Origin of the sequence: Pseudocitrobacter faecalis (assembly GCF_965231525.1) — a bacterium.
Classification (GTDB): Bacteria; Pseudomonadota; Gammaproteobacteria; order Enterobacterales; family Enterobacteriaceae; genus Pseudocitrobacter; species Pseudocitrobacter faecalis.
The window spans coordinates 616,707-635,845 of sequence record NZ_CBDDNJ010000002.1; the positions used below are offsets into that span (position 1 = coordinate 616,707).

Genomic DNA, 19,139 nt, shown 5'->3' on the forward strand with positions numbered 1-19,139 from the left:
ATCAGACGCGATACGTCCATGTATCTGAGGTTAAGAAGGGCTCTGCAAACTTCGCGAGCAAGGTTAAGTTCAGCAATGGCGTAGCAAATCAGTTCGGCAATAATTTCAACAGGCTAAACGCCTCCTTCATTCTCTCTTCACTCACCACAAAGGCGCGAAGCTGCTGGCTTTCATCATAGCCCTGGGCAAGCATACCCTGCGCGCTGGTGGCGATAGTCCAGTTCAGATCCTGACGGCGCGTTTCCCCCGCCAGATGCAGCGGCAGATCCGGTGTTTTTACTTTCACCAGCATGTGCGGTAATTTCAGTTCACCGCTCTGGCCGAGCAGGTTCTTCGCCAAACACATCGCACTTAACAGAATCGGTTGCAGGAACGGCAGCACGGCACCGTTGATTTCCGCGCAGTCGCCCAGTGCGTAGATATCCGGGTTACTGGTTTGCATCGCGCTGTTGACCTTCACGCCGCGATTGATCTCTACACCCGCGTGTCGCGCCAGCGCGGTTTCCGGGCGCAAACCCGTTGCGGCGACGACCGCATCCACTTCAACCTGACGATTACGGTCAAACTGCGCCACAATCCCGGTGGAAGTTTGCGCCAGCGATTGTAACTGGGTTTTCAGCAGCAAATGTACGCCCATGTCGGTCAGGCGATGTTGCAGGCGGCTGCTCACTTCCGGCGGCATCAGTGACGCCAGAATGCAGGCGGAGTTATCCACTACCGTCACCGCTTTGCCTGCGCGACTGAAGTCCATCGCCAGTTCGGTGCCAATCAGCCCGCCGCCGATAATCAGTACGCGCTGCGCATCACGCAGGGTACTCTGCGCGGCCCCGAATTCCTGCTGGCTGTTGAGGGTCAGCATCAGCTCTTTTCCGGGAACCGGCGGTACGATGGTCGATGCCCCGGTCGCCAGCACCAGTTTGTCGTAATGCCACTCTCTGTCCTGACTTTTCACCACTTTGGCCTGTGCATCAATGTCGCTCACCCAGGTTTGCGGAAACAGATTCAGGTTGTACTGCTCGGCAAACTCGCCCGCAGTTTGCAACGTCAGGTCGGCGGCGGTTTGCCCACGGCTGACAACGTGGCTGAGATCCGGCTTGTTGTATTCATCAATGCTGTCGGCGGCGATCAAAGTCAGCGGCACGGCAGCATCCTGTTTGCGAATGTTTTTCACCAACTGGCGGGCCGCAAAGCCCGACCCGATGATCACGATGCCATTCTTCATTTTGCCTCCGTTGCCAGTACGTCGAAGACGTCTTTACCCAGTGAGCATTCCGGGCACAGGAAGTTGTCCGGTACCTCGCTCCAGGGCGTGCCCGGCTGGACATCCTGGTTCGGCTCGCCTTTTGCCGGATCGTAAATCCACTGGCAGACGCTGCACTGCATGCTTGGGCCGAGGTCGGCGGCAGCGGCGGCTGCACAGGCACATTCTTCCTTTGCGGTTGTCACTTTCGCGCTCACCTCTGGCAGCGGCGCAAGCGCCCACTGGCGGGCGATTTCACGACCGTGTTCGCGACACACTTCCAGTGCGTCGAAGTCAGGACGCCATTTGGCTTTCAGGCTCAGCGACATTTCAAAACCGGCATCCTGCAAGCGGGTAGAGAGACGGTCAACCGCGCCGCCGCTCCAGCCATGTGAACCGAATGCGCTGGCACGTTTGTTACGGAAACGCAGACCGGTCATCTCTTCGACCAGACCGGCGATTTTCGGCATCATCACGTTGTTCATGGTTGATGTCCCGACCAGCACACCTTTAGAACGGAAAACGTTGGTCAGGATTTCGTTTTTATCGCTGCGGGCGACGTTGAAGATTTTCACCGCCACGCGTGGGTCAACTTCATTGATGCCCTGAGCAATCGCGTCCGCCATCATGCGGGTGTTGTTCGACATGGTGTCGTAGAAAATCGTGATGCGGTCTTCCTGATAATCGGCCGCCCATTTCAGATACAGCTCAACGATTTGCGTCGGGTTGTCACGCCATACCACACCGTGGGAGGTGGCAATCATATCGACCGGCAGGTTGAAGCCGAGGATCTCGGTAATTTTTGGCGTCACCAGACGGCTGAACGGCGTCAGAATATTGGCGTAGTAGCGCTGGCACTGTTCGAACAGTTCGGTCTGATCCACTTCGTCGTTGAACAGACGTTCGTCGCAGTAGTGCTGACCAAAGGCGTCGTTACTGAACAGAACCGCGTCGCCTGTCATGTAAGTCATCATACTGTCCGGCCAGTGCAGCATCGGGGTTTCAACGAAGATCAGTTGTTTGCCGTTACCGATATCCAGGCTGTCGCCGGTTTTCACCGTATGGAAATTCCATTCCGGGTGGTGGTGGTGGCCGTTGATGGAATCAATGGCGTTGGTGGTGCAGTAAATCGGGGTGTTCGGGATGTAAGACATCAGCTCCGTCAGCGCACCGGCGTGGTCTTCTTCCGCGTGGTTGATAATGATGTAGTCGATGTCGTTCAGGTCGATTTCGCTGCGCAGGTTCTGCACGAATTCGCGGCTGAATTTGTGGTCAACGGTGTCGATCAGGACATTTTTACCTTCACGGATCAGATAGCTGTTGTAGCTGCTACCGCGCAGCGTTTTGTATTCGGTACCGTGAAAATCACGCACTTCCCAGTCACGTTGGCCAACCCAATGAATGTTATTTTTAACCAGAATAGACATAGCAACCTCAATCAAATGCAATGTTTTTAAAAAGATGTATTGCTTATTGCAGGTTGTGTGCCAACTTTTTAACATGTTGTTTTATCTGCATTTAATATTTTTTCGTGCATGGTTGTTGTCAAAATGACTGTTATTGACACAGTCAATATGACAATATGCATTGTCAAAAAGACAATGAGGTTACGATGAGTTTCTCGGTCGATGTACTGGCGAATATCGCCATCGAACTACAACGCGGTGTTGGCCATCAGGATCGCTTTCAGCGCTTAATTACCACGCTGCGTCAGGTGCTGGAGTGCGACGCGTCGGCGCTACTGCGCTATGAAGCACGACAGTTTGTTCCGCTGGCGATCGACGGGCTGGCGCAGGATGTGCTGGGCCGTCGCTTTACGCTGGAGGGGCATCCTCGCCTTGAAGCCATTGCCCGCGCGGGGGATGTCGTCCGCTTCCCCGCAGACAGTGATTTGCCCGACCCCTACGATGGATTAATTCCCGGTCAGGAGAGCCTGAAAGTGCATGCCTGCGTTGGCTTGCCGCTGTTTGCCGGGCAGAACCTGATTGGCGCGTTGACGCTTGATGCGATGGTGCCGGAGCAGTTCGATGTCTTTAGCGATGAAGAGTTGCGTTTGATCTCCGCGCTGGCCGCCGGGGCGCTGAGTAACGCCCTGCTGATTGAACAACTGGAAAGTCAGAATATGTTGCCGGGGGCACCTGCCGCGTTTGAACCGGTCGCCAGTACCGACATGATTGGCCTGTCGCCGAACATGATGCAGCTGAAAAAAGAGATAGAGATTGTCGCGGCGTCCGATCTCAACGTACTGATCAGCGGTGAAACAGGTACCGGGAAAGAGCTGGTGGCGAAATCGATTCATGAAGGTTCCCCGCGTGCGGCTAATCCGCTGGTCTATCTTAACTGCGCGGCGCTGCCGGAAAGCGTGGCGGAAAGTGAACTCTTCGGTCATGTAAAGGGTGCGTTTACCGGGGCTATCAGCAACCGTAGCGGTAAGTTTGAAATGGCCGATAACGGCACGCTGTTCCTTGATGAAATTGGTGAGCTGTCGCTGGCGTTGCAGGCCAAGCTGCTGCGCGTATTGCAGTATGGCGATATTCAGCGCGTGGGGGATGACCGCAGTCTGCGGGTCGATGTGCGCGTGCTGGCGGCCACCAACCGCGACCTGCGTGAAGAGGTGCTGGCCGGGCGTTTTCGCGCCGATCTGTTCCATCGTCTGAGCGTCTTCCCTCTCTCCGTGCCACCGCTGCGCGAACGCGGCGATGATGTGGTGCTGCTGGCAGGCTATTTCTGCGAACAGTGCCGGTTGCGTTTGGGGTTATCGCGGGTGATTTTAAGCGCCGGAGCGCGGGCGCATTTGCTGAGTTACGCCTGGCCGGGCAACGTGCGTGAGCTGGAACATGCGGTGCATCGCGCGGTCGTGCTGGCGCGCGCAACGCGCAACGGTGGCGATGTGATCCTTGAAGCGCAGCATTTTGCATTTGAGGAGAGCGCGGTTGCGCCAGTCATGGAAAGTGAAGCGCCAGCGTTACCCGCGTGTCACAACCTGCGTGACGCCACCGAACATTTTCAGCGTGAGATGATTCGTCAGGCGCTGTCGCAAAACAACAATAACTGGGCGGCCAGCGCACGGGCGCTGGAGACCGACGTCGCCAACCTGCATCGGCTGGCGAAACGTCTGGGGATGAAGGATTAAAGAATACCGGCCTGATAGAAGTTTTGCAGGTTGATCGCGCCGACCAGTTGGCCGTTGTCATCCACCACCGGCGCGGCGCTGATTTTTTTCTTCATCAGCTGCTCTTTGGCATCAATAGCGCGGCTCTGCGCATTCAGCGTGGTGCCGTTCACCGTCATCGCCAGGCTGACGTTATCCGCCAGTGCACCACCGCCAACCAGCCAGCGGCGCAGGTCGCCATCGGTAAACACGCCTTTCACCTGCAACTGCTCATCACAGACGGCAACCAGGCCCAGCCCGGTGCGGCTCAGTTCGAGCATGGCGTCCATAATACTGGCGTGGATGCTCACCTGCGGTACGTCGGCATCGCGGCGCATCAGATGATGCACTTTATTCAGTAAACGTGCGCCCAGCGCGCCAGCCGGATGTGAACGGGCAAAATCTTCCTCATTGAAACCCCGCGCCTGCATCACGGCCATCGCCAGCGCATCGCCCATCATTAGCGTGTTCACGGTGCTGGAGGTGGGGGCAAGACGCATCGGGCAGGCTTCACGCTCAACGGAAATATCAAGGACGGCTTTTGCGGCTAAACCTAACGGTGAGTGCGATTTGCCGGTCATCGCCAGCAGGACAACGGACTTTTCTTCCAGCCGCGGGATAATTAAATCCAGCTCTTTCGCGCCGCCGGAGTAGGAGATAAACAGCATCACATCCTGACTTTCCACCATACCCAGATCGCCGTGCAGCGCTTCAGCCGGGTGAACAAAGAATGCCGGTGTGCCGGTGCTGGCGAAGGTTGCGGCAAGTTTTTTACCGATATGACCCGATTTACCGATGCCGGAAACAATCAGTTTGCCTTTGCAATGAATGATGGCTTCGGCGGCTTTAATAAAGTCATCACCCAGGCGGTCCGGCAGTTGGCTGGCTTCATGAAGTTCCAGCATCAGCGTTTGACGGCCCGCTTCCAGTAAAAAAGTGTTATCCGCAATCATGGCGTTGCATCCTGTCATTTTTGAATATTATACGTGTAGGGCTCGGCATTCACCGAGGTGCTGCATAAGGGTACTGATTTTGTCCGGTCAATACCAATGGCGCGATCAAGGTTAAGGAGGGGGGAAGTTTTTTTATCCACGATACGTTATGGCGCTTCCTTGAGGCGTTGCGATTGCTTTACCATAATTAACTCTTGCCGATATTGTTAAATGGATGTCCCATGTTGAAGCGTCGTTATATCGCCTTACTGCCCTTGTGTGTCCTGCTCGCTGCCTGTAGCAGCAAACCGAAAACCGCCGCCGCACCGGCAACGGCTGGCACGCCATCCGGCGGTTTCCTGCTGGAGCCGCAGCACAATGCGCTGATCCCGACCGGTGATTTTGCCAATAACCCGGCGGCAGAGCAGTTCATCGATAAGATGGTGAGCAAGCACGGCTTTGACCGACAACAGTTGCACGAAATTCTCTCCCAGGCGAAGCGTCTTGATTATGTGTTGCGTCTGATGGATCGCCAGGCACCGACCGGTTTGCCGCCGAGTGGGCCAAACGGCGCGTGGCTGCGCTATCGCAAACAGTTTATTACCCCGGACAACGTGCAAAACGGCGTCGCATTCTGGAATCAACATGAAGCCGCGCTGAAACGCGCGTGGCAGGTGTACGGTGTGCCGCCGGAAATTATCGTCGGTATTATCGGCGTTGAAACCCGCTGGGGCCGCGTGATGGGTAAAACCCGTATCCTCGATGCGCTGGCGACGCTCTCCTTTAATTATCCGCGCCGTGCAGAGTACTTCTCTGGCGAACTGGAAACCTTCTTGCTGATGGCGCGCGATGAAAGCGATGACCCGCTGGATCTGAAAGGTTCCTTCGCGGGTGCAATGGGTTACGGCCAGTTTATGCCGTCCTCTTACAAACAGTACGCCGTTGATTTTAATGGTGACGGACACATTAACCTGTGGGACCCGGAAGATGCTATCGGCAGCGTGGCGAACTACTTCAAACAGCACGGTTGGGTGAAGGGCGACCAGGTGGCGGTGCAGGCGATGGGCCAGGCGATGGGCCAGGCACCAGGGCTGGAAAACGGCTTTAAAACCAAATACAGCGTGTCGCAGCTTGCTGCCGCGGGCCTGACGCCGATGGATTCGCTGGGCAACCATCAGCAGGCCAGCCTGCTGCGTCTGGATGTCGGCACTGGTTATCAGTACTGGTACGGTTTGCCGAATTTCTACACTATCACCCGCTATAACCACAGCACGCACTATGCGATGGCTGTCTGGCAGCTTGGCCAGGCCGTCGCGCTGGCTCGCGTTCAGTAATCCCGCTTCCCCTCCCGTCCGGGAGGGGAGTTACATTTCGATACACCCTCATGTGCTGACAAGGATTTACATTTCTCTGCCTGCTGTTTATTGTTATGTTATAACATAATCATTGGGGCGGTATTCATGTCACCTTCGCTTTTTTCTCTCTCCAGCCTGAGGCGACTGGCAGGCGCATGTCTGCTGTTGGCGTTTATTTGGCTCGTCGCCTGGTGGGCGGTATCACTGCCATGATCGTGCTCGATAACCTTTGCATCGGCTATGACGGCGAGGCGATTGCGCCCCCCGTCGATGGACGCATTACGCGCGGCAACCTGATGGCGATCGTCGGGGCGAATGGCTGCGGCAAATCGACACTGTTGAAAACGCTGGCCGGATTCATTCCGCCCGTGAGCGGTAAAGTGCGCTGGCAGGTGCGGCGTCCGGTTATTGGCTGGCTGGCGCAGCGACAGGAGCTCGATCAGCAGTTTCCGTTAACGGTGCAGGATGTGGTGTCTCAGGGGGCGTGGCCGCGCCTCTCTTTGCTGTACGGCATGGGGCCGGGGATGCGCAAACGTATAGCGACAGCGCTGGAGCGCGTCGGGCTGTTGTCACTGGCGAAAGCGCCGATTAACACCCTATCCGGCGGCCAGTTCCAGCGCATGCTCTTTGCCCGCATTTTAGTGCAGCAGGCTCCGCTGGTGATGCTGGATGAACCCTTTACTGGCGTCGATGAAACGACTACGGAGATGTTGATGCCGCTCATTCTGGATATGCAGCGGCACGGGCAAACGGTGCTGGCGGTGCTGCATGACAGCGAAAAAGTGGCGCGCTTCTTTCCACAGGTGCTGGAGTTAGGCGGCGTGCGCGCAATCTCCCCGCTGTTACCCGCGAGGTCAGCATGATCTGGCACATCTTCTTTCAGCCGTTTATTGAGTTCGGCTTTATGCGTCGGGCGCTGATGGTGTGCCTCGCGCTTTCACTAAGCACAACGCTGCTTGGCGTATTTCTTCTGCTGCGGCGGATGAGCTTAATGGGCGATGCGCTGTCGCACGCCATACTTCCCGGCGTTGCTGTGGGCTATTTAATGAATGGAATGTCATTGCTGGCAATGACGATCGGCGGTTTTGTGGCAGGGATCGCCGTGGCGTTGGGGGCGGGCTGGGTGAGTCGCCGCACGCTCCTGAAAGAGGATGCCAGCTTTGCCGGATTCTATCTGGGCTCGCTGGCGCTGGGCGTCACGTTGGTGTCACTGCGCGGCTCAAACGTCGATCTGCTTCATCTGCTGTTTGGCTCCATTCTGGCGGTGGATGGCCCGTCAGCGCTGTTTGTCGCGCTGGTGGCCAGCATCACGCTGATCGCCCTGGCGGTGTGTTATCGCGGGCTGGTGGTTGAAGCGTTCGACAGCAGTTGGTTGCAGGTAAATGCGCGCTGGCTGCCGTCTGCGCTGCACGGATTGTTCCTCGCCCTGCTGGTGCTGAATCTGGTGGCCGGATTTCAGGTGTTGGGCACGTTGATGGCGGTGGGCGTAATGATGCTGCCCGCAATAGCGGCCCGCTGCTGGGCGCAAACACTGCCAGCTATGCTCTGGCTGGCGGGGCTGTGCGGCGTGCTTTGCGCATGGATGGGGCTTAGCCTGTCGTGGACGGCAAGCCTGCCCGCCGGGCCGTCTATCGTTCTGACCGCCAGTCTGATTTTTCTTTTTTCGCTAATTTTTGGCACGCGCAGCAGGCTGGCCTACCGCCTGCGTGCGCTTTTTAACTGAGGGGAGGGTATGAAAATGAAGAAGGTGATTCTGGCGCTGGCGTTGGGGTTAATCACGCAGGGCGCGATGGCGAAAACGCTCAATGTTGTCACCAGTTTTTCGGTGCTGGGCGATATCACGCAACAGGTTGGGGGCGATGCGGTGAAGGTGACGACGCTGGTGGGGCCGGACGGCGATCCCCATACTTTTGAGCCGTCGCCAAAAGAGAGCGCGTTGCTGAGCAAAGCGGATGTGGTGGTGGTTAACGGCCTGGGGCTGGAAGGGTGGATTGACCGATTAGTCAAAGCGTCCGGGTTTAAAGGGCAATTGGTCGTTGCCTCGCAGGGTGTCGCTACGCAAACCCTGGAAGAAGACGGACAAACGGTGACGGACCCGCACGCCTGGAATAATGTGGCGAACGGCGTCATTTATGCGCAGAACATTACCGAGGGCCTCGCCAAAGCGGACCCGCAGGACGCCAGTGCAATAAAAGCACGCGGTACGAAATATGTGGCTGAACTCAGGGCACTCGATAGCTGGGTCAAGCAGCGCTTCAGCCCGATTCCGCGCGATAAGCGTAAGGTGCTGACAAGCCACGATGCGTTCGGCTATTTCGCCAAAGCGTATCAGGTGGACTTCCTATCGCCGCAGGGGCTGTCATCGGAAAGCGAAGCGAACGCGGCGGATGTCGGCGCGTTGATTAAACAAATCAAAGCTGATGGTGTGCACACCTGGTTTATGGAAAACCAGCTCGACCCACGTCTGGTAAAACAGATTGCATCCGCGACCGGCGCGCAGGCGGGTGGCGAGCTTTATCCGGAAGCGTTATCGAAACCGGGCGGCGTGGCGGATAGCTACGTGAATATGGTGCGACATAACGTGGATACGATTGTTAACAGCATGCAGTAATCTCGGTCGGCCCGTAGGGGCCGACACTTATTTCACGTTGCCTTGCCCGGCTTTAAGTGAACTCACTGTTTTGCCCAACCTCAGGGCATAAATCAGACATACCAGGCCGAGCAATGCTTCAACTGCCATATACAATGCATCAAACGGGCCCGAACTGATACTTAACCCCACTTTCACTAATGTGAACAGGCCGCAAAAAAACATAATTAAGCGTAACTGTTCCGTTTTCTTGAGTTTTTTTTCAGTCTCTGGATCGTGTGTCGACATATCCTTAGTCCTTCCATTTCCAGGGTAGTTTCCGGGTGAAATTATCTCACTGTGTTTTTCAGGCTGCTATCCGAAAAGCACCTGGGCAATGCTTGCGATCCATTTTCTGAACCCCCCTCGTAAAATCGATACCTCGCCCCCATCTGTGTTGGGAAAGTGCTATCTTGTCCGACAGATATCTACCTGACAGGAGGGATGATGACTGACAGCGAATTATTTCAACTGAGCGAAAAGGTCGGGCAGGCGCTGAAAGCGCAGGGTGCGACAGTCACCGCGGCAGAATCTTGCACCGGAGGCTGGATTGCAAAAACCCTGACCGATGTCGCGGGAAGCTCAGCGTGGTTTGAGCGCGGCTTTGTCACCTATAGCAATGAAGCTAAATCGCAAATGATTGGCGTCAGCGCGGTGACGCTGGAACAGCACGGCGCGGTGAGCGAACCGGTAGTGGTCGAAATGGCCGTGGGCGCATTGCGTGCAGCGCGTGCCTCTTATGCGGTATCGGTCAGCGGCATTGCCGGGCCGGATGGCGGCAGCGATGAGAAGCCCGTCGGCACCGTATGGTTTGGCGTGGCAAGCGCGACCGGGCAGGGTGTAACCCAGCGCGAATGCTTCTCGGGCGACCGTGAATCGGTGCGTCGGCAGGCTACGGCATTTGCCTTGCAACTGCTCTGGCAACAATTTCTACAAAATACTTGATACTGTATGACTATACAGTATAATTGCTTCAACAGAACAGAATTCATTCCCCGGGCTTGCTCGGCATGACAGGAGTAAAAATGGCTATCGACGAAAACAAACAGAAAGCGTTGGCGGCAGCACTGGGCCAAATTGAGAAACAATTTGGCAAAGGCTCCATCATGCGCCTGGGTGAAGACCGTTCCATGGACGTGGAAACCATCTCCACCGGTTCGCTTTCACTGGATATCGCACTGGGTGCAGGCGGTCTGCCGATGGGGCGTATCGTCGAAATCTACGGGCCTGAATCGTCCGGTAAAACAACGCTGACCCTGCAGGTTATTGCTGCGGCACAGCGTGAAGGCAAAACCTGCGCCTTTATCGATGCAGAGCACGCGCTGGATCCCATCTATGCGCGTAAGCTGGGGGTTGATATCGACAACCTGCTGTGTTCTCAGCCAGATACTGGTGAACAGGCGCTGGAAATCTGTGATGCGCTGGCGCGCTCTGGCGCGGTTGACGTGCTGGTTGTCGACTCCGTTGCGGCACTGACACCAAAAGCGGAAATCGAAGGCGAAATCGGTGACTCTCACATGGGCCTTGCGGCACGTATGATGAGCCAGGCGATGCGTAAGCTGGCGGGTAACCTGAAACAGTCCAACACGCTGCTTATCTTCATCAACCAGATCCGTATGAAAATTGGCGTCATGTTCGGTAACCCGGAAACCACCACTGGCGGTAACGCGCTGAAATTCTATGCGTCCGTTCGTCTGGATATCCGCCGTATCGGCGCGGTGAAAGAGGGCGATAACGTCATCGGTAGTGAAACCCGCGTGAAAGTGGTGAAAAACAAAATCGCCGCACCGTTCAAACAGGCCGAATTCCAGATCCTCTACGGTGAAGGTATTAACTTCCTGGGCGAGCTGGTTGACCTGGGCGTGAAAGAGAAGCTGATCGAAAAAGCGGGTGCCTGGTATAGCTACAACGGCGACAAAATTGGTCAGGGTAAAGCGAATGCTATCTCCTGGCTGAAAGAGAACCCGGCTGCGGCGAAAGAAATCGAGAAAAAAGTGCGCGAGTTACTGCTCAGCAATCAGGATTCTACGCCGGATTTCGTGGTCGATGAAAACGACACGCACGCGAAAGAAACCAACGAAGATTTCTGATAACCTCTCATCAGAAAACAGAAGGGCTGCTAATGCAGCCCTTTTTTGCATTTAAACGATCGGGAGGGTTATGAACGAGAACGCACCACGCCGCTCCGCCTACGCGCGTTTGTTGGATCGTGCCATTCGTATTCTGGCGATGCGTGACCACAGCGAACAGGAGCTGCGCCGTAAACTGACGGCCCCGGTAATGACTAAAAACGGCCCCGAACCCATTGATGCGCCGGAAGAAGAGGTCGAAAAAGTGATCGCCTGGTGTCATGAGAATCGCTATCTCGATGACCTGCGATTTGTGCAGCAGTTTATCGCCAGCCGTAGCCGCAAAGGCTACGGCCCGGCGCGTATTCGACAGGAACTCGGGCACAAAGGCATTGCACGTAATGATATCGAGCAGGCGATGCGCGAGTGTGATATTGACTGGTGTACGCTGGCGCGTGAGCAGGCCGAGCGGAAGTACGGTGAACCGTTACCGACAACATTTGCTGAAAAAGTGAAAATCCAGCGCTTTTTGCTTTACCGTGGCTATCTGATGGAAGATATCCAGGAAATATGGCGAAATTTTGCCGATTGAGCGCTCGGGGGTTTTACTTCCCTTTAAAGAAAACTTATCTTATTCCCACTTTTTCCGTCAGGTAGCAAGTTGGACAACAAATAACCTGCTACGACGGCGACCTTTCGTTAGCTTGATTTCAGGATAATTATGAGCAAGAGCACCGCTGAGATCCGTCAGGCGTTTCTCGACTTTTTCCATAGCAAGGGACATCAGGTAGTTGCCAGCAGCTCCCTGGTGCCGAATAACGACCCGACCCTGCTGTTTACCAACGCCGGGATGAACCAGTTCAAGGATGTTTTCCTTGGTCTCGACAAACGTAATTATTCTCGCGCAACTACTGCGCAGCGTTGCGTTCGTGCGGGTGGTAAACATAACGATCTGGAAAACGTCGGTTACACCGCGCGTCACCACACGTTCTTCGAAATGCTGGGCAACTTCAGCTTCGGCGACTACTTCAAACACGACGCTATTCAGTACGCGTGGGAATTACTGACCGGTGAAAACTGGTTCGCCCTGCCGAAAGAGCGTCTGTGGGTGACCGTTTACGAAACCGATGATGAAGCTTACGAAATCTGGGAAAAAGAAGTCGGTATCCCGCGTGAGCGCATCATTCGCATTGGCGACAACAAAGGCGCGCCGTATGCTTCCGATAACTTCTGGCAGATGGGCGATACCGGCCCATGCGGCCCGTGCACCGAGATCTTCTACGATCACGGCGACCACATCTGGGGTGGCCCTCCGGGAACGCCTGAAGAAGACGGCGACCGTTACATTGAAATCTGGAACATCGTCTTCATGCAGTTCAACCGTCAGGCTGACGGCACCATGGAGCCGCTGCCGAAACCGTCCGTCGACACCGGTATGGGTCTGGAACGTATCACAGCGGTACTGCAACACGTCAACTCTAACTATGAAATTGACCTGTTCCGTAAACTGATTGATTCCGTAGCAAAAGTCACCGGCGCGACTGACCTGTCTAACAAGTCACTGCGCGTGATTGCCGACCACATTCGTTCCTGTGCATTCCTGGTTGCCGATGGCGTTACACCGTCGAATGAAAACCGTGGCTACGTGCTGCGCCGCATCATTCGTCGCGCTATTCGTCATGGCAACATGCTGGGCGCGAAAGACACCTTCTTCTACAAGCTGGTTGGCCCGCTGATTGACGTGATGGGTTCTGCCGGTGAAGAACTGAAACGCCAGCAGGCGCAGGTTGAACAGATTCTGAAAACCGAAGAAGAGCAGTTTGCCCGTACGCTGGAACGCGGCCTGGCGCTGCTGGATGAAGAGTTATCTAAGCTGAAGGGCGACACGCTGGATGGCGAAACCGCTTTCCGTCTGTACGACACTTACGGCTTCCCGGTTGACCTGACGGCGGACGTTTGTCGTGAGCGTGGCCTGAAAGTTGACGAAGCAGGCTTTGAAGCTGCGATGGAAGAGCAGCGCCGTCGTGCGCGTGAATCCAGCGGTTTCGGCGCAGACTATAACGCGATGATCCGCGTTGATGGCGCGTCAGAATTCAAAGGTTACGATCATCTCGAACTGAACGGCAAAGTCACTGCACTGTTTATCGACGGTAAAGCGGTTGAAAGCGTGGCGGCCGGTCAGGAAGCGGTAGTCATTCTGGACCAGACCCCGTTCTATGCGGAATCTGGCGGTCAGGTTGGCGATAAAGGCGAGCTGAAAGGCGCGGGCTTTAGCTTCAGCGTGAATGATACGCAGAAATATGGTCAGGCGATTGGTCATCTCGGCAAGCTGATGGCAGGTTCTCTGAAAGTGGGCGACGCGGTTCAGGCTGATGTTGACGAAGCGCGTCGTGCGCGTATTCGACTGAACCACTCGGCGACACACCTGATGCACGCAGCGCTGCGCCAGATTCTTGGCACGCACGTGGCGCAGAAAGGTTCTCTAGTGAATGACAAAGTGCTGCGTTTCGATTTCTCGCATTTCGAAGCGATGAAACCGGAAGAGATTCGTGCGGTCGAAGATCTGGTGAATGCCCAGATTCGTCGTAACCTGCCGATTGAGACTAACGTAATGGATCTCGACGCGGCAAAAGCGAAGGGCGCGATGGCGCTGTTCGGTGAAAAATATGATGACCGCGTTCGCGTGCTGAGCATGGGCGATTTCTCTACCGAGCTGTGCGGCGGAACTCACGCTTCACGCACCGGTGACATCGGCCTGTTCCGTATTGTGTCCGAATCCGGAACGGCGGCGGGTGTTCGTCGTATCGAAGCGGTTACTGGTGAAGGCGCGATTGCCAGCCTGCATGCAGAAAGCGATCGTTTGAGTGATATCGCCCAGTTGTTGAAAGGCGATAGCCATAACCTGACGGAAAAAGTGCGTACTGTTCTGGAACGTACCCGTCAACTGGAAAAAGAGCTGCAGCAGCTGAAAGAGCAGGCGGCAGCGCAGGAGAGTGCAAACCTTTCCAGCAAAGCAGAAAACATCAACGGCGTTAAGCTGCTGGTGAGCGAGCTTTCCGGCGTTGAGCCGAAAATGCTGCGCACAATGGTTGACGATCTGAAGAACCAGCTGGGTTCCGCCATTATTGTGCTGGCGACCGTGGCTGACGATAAGGTTTCTCTGATTGCGGGCGTGTCTAAGGATGTCACTGACCGCGTAAAAGCAGGGGAACTTATCGGCATGGTGGCACAACAAGTTGGTGGTAAAGGCGGTGGTCGTCCGGATATGGCGCAAGCCGGTGGTACCGATGCGACGGCGCTTCCAGCGGCATTGTCCAGTGTGAAAGGCTGGGTGAGCGCGAAGCTGTAATTACGCAAGACATAAAATAAATCCTGTGTGGGCGTCTTAACGTTAATTGTTAAGACGCCTTGCATATGGAGTACTGATAACGATAAAGTCAGGTTGAAGTCATGTATATCGGCTAAACTTACGTTTAACAGAATGTGATGCCGTGAACGTTACACCAGGGTGTGAGTCACAGCGTACGTTTGGCGTTATGCACGAAGCGTTCAGGTCAAATCAAGGAAGCCTGATGTTGAGTGTGTATATGATGGATATGCCGGGATACAGAGAGACCCGACTCTTTTAATCTTTCAAGGAGCAAAGAATGCTGATTCTGACTCGTCGAGTTGGTGAGACCCTCATGATTGGAGATGAGGTCACTGTGACAGTTTTAGGGGTGAAGGGTAACCAGGTGCGTATCGGCGTTAACGCTCCGAAAGAAGTATCCGTTCACCGTGAAGAGATCTACCAGCGTATCCAGGCTGAAAAATCCCAGCAGTCCAGTTACTAAGTTCTCGCGTCTCACCTCTCCGGTGAGACGCATCCTTTCCAGAATTCTCGTTTTACCGCTTCGTTTTCTTCTCGCAATCTTCTTTTTTCTGCCCGCCGTGATTTTATCGCCTCTGCTGTGCCACATTCTTTCTGTTTTGTTTTACCGTGAGTTAGGGATTTTACTGTTGAGAAAACAGGCTTTTTGCCGTTTTTAACGCCTAATTGTGCGCGAAGTGTGCAAACGATAAAAGGTCTCGAAAAATTGTTTGACTTATAAAGCCCAGAAAGTAATATGTGCGCCACGCAGCGACGAAGAGCTTTTAACGAGTTCTCCGAAGCACTCGTAAGAGGCGTGTGGTGAGGTGGCCGAGAGGCTGAAGGCGCTCCCCTGCTAAGGGAGTATGCGGTCAAAAGCTGCATCCGGGGTTCGAATCCCCGCCTCACCGCCATTTTGCATCCGTAGCTCAGCTGGATAGAGTACTCGGCTACGAACCGAGCGGTCGGAGGTTCGAATCCTCCCGGATGCACCATCTTACTTAACATTGCATTAGTGATGTTAAATCAGCGTAGTAAAGCAAGTTTCCCGATGCATCCGTAGCTCAGCTGGATAGAGTACTCGGCTACGAACCGAGCGGTCGGAGGTTCGAATCCTCCCGGATGCACCATCTCTTGTTTTAACGAATAGTATTTCCCGATGCATCCGTAGCTCAGCTGGATAGAGTACTCGGCTACGAACCGAGCGGTCGGAGGTTCGAATCCTCCCGGATGCACCATATTCTCCGAGATAACAGTGGGTTTGTTGTTTCAGGTTCTGCGAGATACTCGCGAGCACCAGGGAGGATAGCGTTGCTTTAGCAACGACCCGTAGGGCAAGGCGCAGCCGAGTAATCCTCCCGGATGCACCATCTCTTGTTTTAACGAATAGTATTTCCCGATGCATCCGTAGCTCAGCTGGATAGAGTACTCGGCTACGAACCGAGCGGTCGGAGGTTCGAATCCTCCCGGATGCACCATATTCTCCTGGATTACAGCCAGTCTCTTACTTCCCCGATACACTTATAAATCCTAATTTGTTCTAAACCCTCCCTCACGACATATTTCCAACGCGTCTGTCAGCGACAAAAACCGCCTTTTACGTTAAAGTAACATCTCACTTTATCTGTCTGTGAGAACGTGATGTACGAACGCTACGCGGGATTAATCTTTGATATGGATGGCACTATCCTGGACACCGAACCTACGCACCGTAAAGCGTGGAACGAGGTGCTGGGGCGTTATGGTATGCGTTTCGACGAGCAGGCGATGGTTGCCCTTAACGGTTCTCCTACCTGGCGTATCGCCCAGGCCATCATTGAACTTCATCAGGCCGATCTCGACCCTCATCTTCTGGCACAGGAAAAAACAGCTGCCGTTAAAGCGATGCTGCTGGATTCTGTGACGCCGTTACCGCTGATTGATGTGGTGAAAGCCTGGCACGGACGTCGCCCGATGGCGGTCGGTACAGGCAGCGAGAGCGCTATTGCTGAAGCGTTGCTTGCGCATCTGGGTCTGCGTCACTATTTTTCTGCGGTGGTCGCCGCCGATCACGTCAAAAATCACAAACCCGCGCCTGATACTTTCCTGCTTTGCGCACAACGCTTAGGCGTGGCGCCGGAAAAATGCGTCGTGTTTGAAGATGCTGATTTTGGCCTACAGGCGGCCAGAAGCGCCGGTATGGACGCTGTTGACGTTCGTCTGCTGTGAGTGACGGGCTGGCTCTGGCATCGTTGTTCGCTAGCAGTTTCCTGAGCGCAACACTGCTGCCGGGGAACTCGGAAGCGGTGCTTGTCGCGCTCCTCGTCTCGGGCCTCAGTCACCCCTGGCTTTTAGTATTAATAGCAACAATGGGTAATAGCCTTGGTGGGGCAACAAACGTTATCCTTGGACGGTTGTTTCCCGTGCGTAAGCAATCGCGCTGGCAGGAAAAAGCAACATCCTGGTTAAAACGTTATGGCGCAGCCACACTGTTACTGAGCTGGATGCCCGTGATCGGTGATTTACTGTGTCTGCTGGCGGGATGGATGCGCATCTCTTGGGGGCCGGTGCTCTTTTTTTTATGTCTTGGAAAAGCGTTACGCTACATCGCTGTAGCGGCGGCGACGCTCCAGGGTATGACGTGGTGGCACTAATTGGATTGCTTGTGACCTTTAATCGTCAACCATTACAATTATGCTTAATAAAATGATATCGACAGGCGGGAGGTCAATTTGATCCCGGATGTATCACAGGCGCTGACCTGGCTGGAAAAACACCCTGAAGCACTGAAAGGGATAAATCGTGGTCTTGAGCGTGAGACGCTGCGCGTTAACGCTGATGGCTCACTGGCAACGACCGGGCACCCGGAATCACTCGGCTCGACGTTGACCCATAAATGGATCACTACCGATTTCGCCGAAGCGCTGCTGGAATTTATCACTCCGGTTGATGGCGACGTCAATCATATGCTCACCTTCCTGCGTGACGTGCACCGTTATACGGCGCGTCATCTTGGCGATGAACGGATGTGGCCGCTGAGTATGCCGTGCTATATCGCGCCGGGCCAGGATATCGAACTGGCGCAGTACGGCACGTCTAACGTTGGCCGTCTGAAAACGCTGTATCGCGAAGGGCTGAAGAATCGCTATGGCGCGCTGATGCAAACCATCTCTGGCGTGCATTACAACTTCTCTTTGCCGATGGCGTTCTGGCAGGCGAAGTGCGGTGTGACGGATGCTGAGAGCGGTAAAGATGCGATCTCTGCTGGCTATTTCCGCGCGATCCGCAACTATTATCGTTTTGGCTGGGTGATCCCGTATCTGTTTGGCGCCTCTCCGGCGATTTGCTCCTCTTTCCTGCAAGGGAAGGAGAGTGCGTTGCCGTTTGAGAAAACCGACTGCGGCATGTACTACCTGCCTTACGCCACGTCTCTGCGTCTGAGCGATCTCGGCTATACCAATAAATCGCAAAGCAATCTCGGAATTACGTTTAACGAATTGCATGAATACGTGGCAGGATTAAAGCGGGCGATCAAAACACCATCGGAAGAATATGCGCGTATTGGTGTTGAGAAAGACGGTAAGCGTCTGCAAATCAACAGCAATATCTTGCAGATTGAGAACGAGCTCTACGCACCGATTCGTCCTAAACGCGTGACACGTAGCGGTGAGAATCCGTCTGACGCGCTGCTGCGTGGTGGCATCGAATATATCGAAGTGCGCTCGCTGGATATTAACCCGTTCTCACCAATCGGCGTGGATGAGCAGCAGATTCGCTTCCTTGATCTGTTTATGGTCTGGTGCGTGCTGGCCGATGCGCCTGAAATGAGCAGTAAGGAGCTGCAATGCACGCGCACCAACTGGAATCGCGTGATTCTGGAAGGACGTAAGCCGGGCCTCACGCTGGGCATGGGTTGCGAAACCGCACAGTTCCCGCTGCCGAAAGTGGGTAAAGATCTGTTCCGCGATCTGAAACGTGTGGCGCAGACCATGGACAGCATTGAAGGCGGTGAAGCTTACCAGAAAGTGTGCGATGAACTGGTTGCGTGCTTTGATAATCCGGAATTAACCTTCTCAGCGCGCATTCTGCGTTCTATGCTTGATGAGGGCATTGGCGGAACCGGCAAGGCGCTGGCGGAGCAATATCGTAATATGCTGCGTGAGGAGCCGCTGGAGATCCTAACCGAAGAGGAATTTGCTGCGGAACGTGATGCATCCGTTGAGCGTCAGCGTAAGCTGGAAGCCTCGGATACGGAATCATTTGAAGCGTTGCTGGCAAAACACGCCTGACAGAAAAGAAAAAGGCCACATCACTGTGGCCAAATATACATCTCTGAATTCAGGGATGATGATAACAAATGCGCGTCTTTCATATACTCAGACTCGCACTTGAAAGAAGAGTTCAGTTTTTTTTAAAAAAAATCACTTTATCCCTA

The 19,139-nt window shown here is 54.7% G+C and carries 17 protein-coding genes and 5 tRNA genes; 18 read left to right on the plus strand and 4 right to left on the minus strand.

Going from position 1 to position 19,139, the window contains the following annotated elements; all coding sequences use genetic code 11:
- Positions 1-88: 88 nt before the first annotated feature.
- Complete coding sequence (gene norW / locus ACOXYR_RS03555; RefSeq protein ID WP_189623970.1) at positions 89-1,222, minus strand: NADH:flavorubredoxin reductase NorW; 1,134 nt, start codon at positions 1,220-1,222, stop codon at positions 89-91.
- Positions 1,219-2,667, minus strand: a complete 1,449-nt coding sequence (gene norV, locus ACOXYR_RS03560; RefSeq protein WP_421356574.1) for an anaerobic nitric oxide reductase flavorubredoxin — start codon at positions 2,665-2,667, stop codon at positions 1,219-1,221. The genes norW and norV overlap by 4 nt, the downstream gene beginning before the upstream one ends.
- A gap of 185 nt (positions 2,668-2,852) precedes the next feature.
- On the opposite strand from norV, the gene norR reads away from it, so the two are divergent.
- Entirely contained in the window at positions 2,853-4,373 is a 1,521-nt protein-coding gene (gene norR / locus ACOXYR_RS03565) for a nitric oxide reductase transcriptional regulator NorR (RefSeq protein ID WP_421356575.1), read from the plus strand.
- Here norR and gutQ read toward each other — a convergent pair.
- A complete protein-coding gene (gutQ, locus tag ACOXYR_RS03570) occupies positions 4,370-5,344 on the minus strand; it encodes an arabinose-5-phosphate isomerase GutQ (protein ID WP_350436018.1) in 975 nt (324 codons plus the stop codon). The genes norR and gutQ overlap by 4 nt on opposite strands.
- 221 nt (positions 5,345-5,565) lie before the next feature.
- On the opposite strand from gutQ, the gene mltB reads away from it, so the two are divergent.
- From mltB to ACOXYR_RS03590, 4 genes are all read left to right on the plus strand, one after another.
- Positions 5,566-6,657: a lytic murein transglycosylase B gene (gene mltB / locus ACOXYR_RS03575; RefSeq protein WP_421356576.1), complete on the plus strand. Its 1,092-nt coding sequence runs from the start codon at positions 5,566-5,568 to the stop codon at positions 6,655-6,657.
- A gap of 197 nt (positions 6,658-6,854) precedes the next feature.
- Positions 6,855-7,541 carry a metal ABC transporter ATP-binding protein gene (locus ACOXYR_RS03580; protein ID WP_421356581.1) on the plus strand — a complete coding sequence of 229 codons (687 nt, stop codon included), beginning with the start codon at positions 6,855-6,857 and terminating at the stop codon, positions 7,539-7,541.
- The gene (locus tag ACOXYR_RS03585) at positions 7,538-8,401 is read left to right on the plus strand and encodes a metal ABC transporter permease (RefSeq protein WP_421356577.1); all 864 of its coding nucleotides are present in this window, start codon (positions 7,538-7,540) and stop codon (positions 8,399-8,401) included. Before ACOXYR_RS03580 ends, ACOXYR_RS03585 begins: the two co-directional genes overlap by 4 nt.
- A 9-nt stretch (positions 8,402-8,410) precedes the next feature.
- Positions 8,411-9,289: a metal ABC transporter substrate-binding protein gene (locus tag ACOXYR_RS03590; protein WP_421356578.1), complete on the plus strand. Its 879-nt coding sequence runs from the start codon at positions 8,411-8,413 to the stop codon at positions 9,287-9,289.
- A 27-nt stretch (positions 9,290-9,316) separates the two neighbouring features.
- Here the strand turns inward: ACOXYR_RS03590 and ACOXYR_RS03595 are convergent, their stop codons facing one another.
- On the minus strand, positions 9,317-9,556 hold the full coding sequence (locus tag ACOXYR_RS03595; RefSeq protein ID WP_108476417.1) for a hypothetical protein: 240 nt from the start codon (positions 9,554-9,556) through the stop codon (positions 9,317-9,319).
- A 198-nt stretch (positions 9,557-9,754) separates the two neighbouring features.
- Between ACOXYR_RS03595 and pncC the strand changes: the two genes are divergently transcribed.
- The 13 genes from pncC to gshA all read left to right on the plus strand — a co-directional run bounded on the left by pncC (position 9,755) and on the right by gshA (position 18,993).
- A complete protein-coding gene (pncC, locus tag ACOXYR_RS03600) occupies positions 9,755-10,252 on the plus strand; it encodes a nicotinamide-nucleotide amidase (RefSeq protein WP_108476418.1) in 498 nt (165 codons plus the stop codon).
- A gap of 80 nt (positions 10,253-10,332) precedes the next feature.
- Positions 10,333-11,397, plus strand: coding sequence for a recombinase RecA (recA, locus tag ACOXYR_RS03605; RefSeq protein ID WP_108476419.1), 1,065 nt, complete (start codon positions 10,333-10,335; stop codon positions 11,395-11,397).
- A gap of 70 nt (positions 11,398-11,467) precedes the next feature.
- Entirely contained in the window at positions 11,468-11,968 is a 501-nt protein-coding gene (gene recX, locus ACOXYR_RS03610) for a recombination regulator RecX (RefSeq protein ID WP_421356579.1), read from the plus strand.
- Between the two features lie 129 nt (positions 11,969-12,097).
- Positions 12,098-14,725: an alanine--tRNA ligase gene (gene alaS / locus ACOXYR_RS03615; RefSeq protein ID WP_421356580.1), complete on the plus strand. Its 2,628-nt coding sequence runs from the start codon at positions 12,098-12,100 to the stop codon at positions 14,723-14,725.
- 298 nt (positions 14,726-15,023) lie between these two features.
- Positions 15,024-15,209: a carbon storage regulator CsrA gene (gene csrA, locus ACOXYR_RS03620; RefSeq protein WP_000906486.1), complete on the plus strand. Its 186-nt coding sequence runs from the start codon at positions 15,024-15,026 to the stop codon at positions 15,207-15,209.
- Positions 15,210-15,546: 337 nt separating this feature from the next.
- Positions 15,547-15,639 (plus strand) — tRNA-Ser (locus ACOXYR_RS03625).
- Between the two features lie 4 nt (positions 15,640-15,643).
- Positions 15,644-15,720: transfer RNA gene (locus ACOXYR_RS03630), tRNA-Arg, on the plus strand.
- A 58-nt stretch (positions 15,721-15,778) separates the two neighbouring features.
- Positions 15,779-15,855: transfer RNA gene (locus ACOXYR_RS03635), tRNA-Arg, on the plus strand.
- A 31-nt stretch (positions 15,856-15,886) separates the two neighbouring features.
- Positions 15,887-15,963, plus strand: a tRNA-Arg gene (locus tag ACOXYR_RS03640).
- A gap of 163 nt (positions 15,964-16,126) precedes the next feature.
- Positions 16,127-16,203 (plus strand) — tRNA-Arg (locus ACOXYR_RS03645).
- Between the two features lie 163 nt (positions 16,204-16,366).
- On the plus strand, positions 16,367-16,933 hold the full coding sequence (gene yqaB, locus ACOXYR_RS03650; protein WP_108476422.1) for a fructose-1-phosphate/6-phosphogluconate phosphatase: 567 nt from the start codon (positions 16,367-16,369) through the stop codon (positions 16,931-16,933).
- Complete coding sequence (locus ACOXYR_RS03655) at positions 16,930-17,358, plus strand: YqaA family protein (protein ID WP_108476423.1); 429 nt, start codon at positions 16,930-16,932, stop codon at positions 17,356-17,358. The genes yqaB and ACOXYR_RS03655 overlap by 4 nt, the downstream gene beginning before the upstream one ends.
- Positions 17,359-17,436: 78 nt before the next feature.
- On the plus strand, positions 17,437-18,993 hold the full coding sequence (gene gshA, locus ACOXYR_RS03660) for a glutamate--cysteine ligase (RefSeq protein WP_108476424.1): 1,557 nt from the start codon (positions 17,437-17,439) through the stop codon (positions 18,991-18,993).
- Positions 18,994-19,139: the final 146 nt, after the last annotated feature.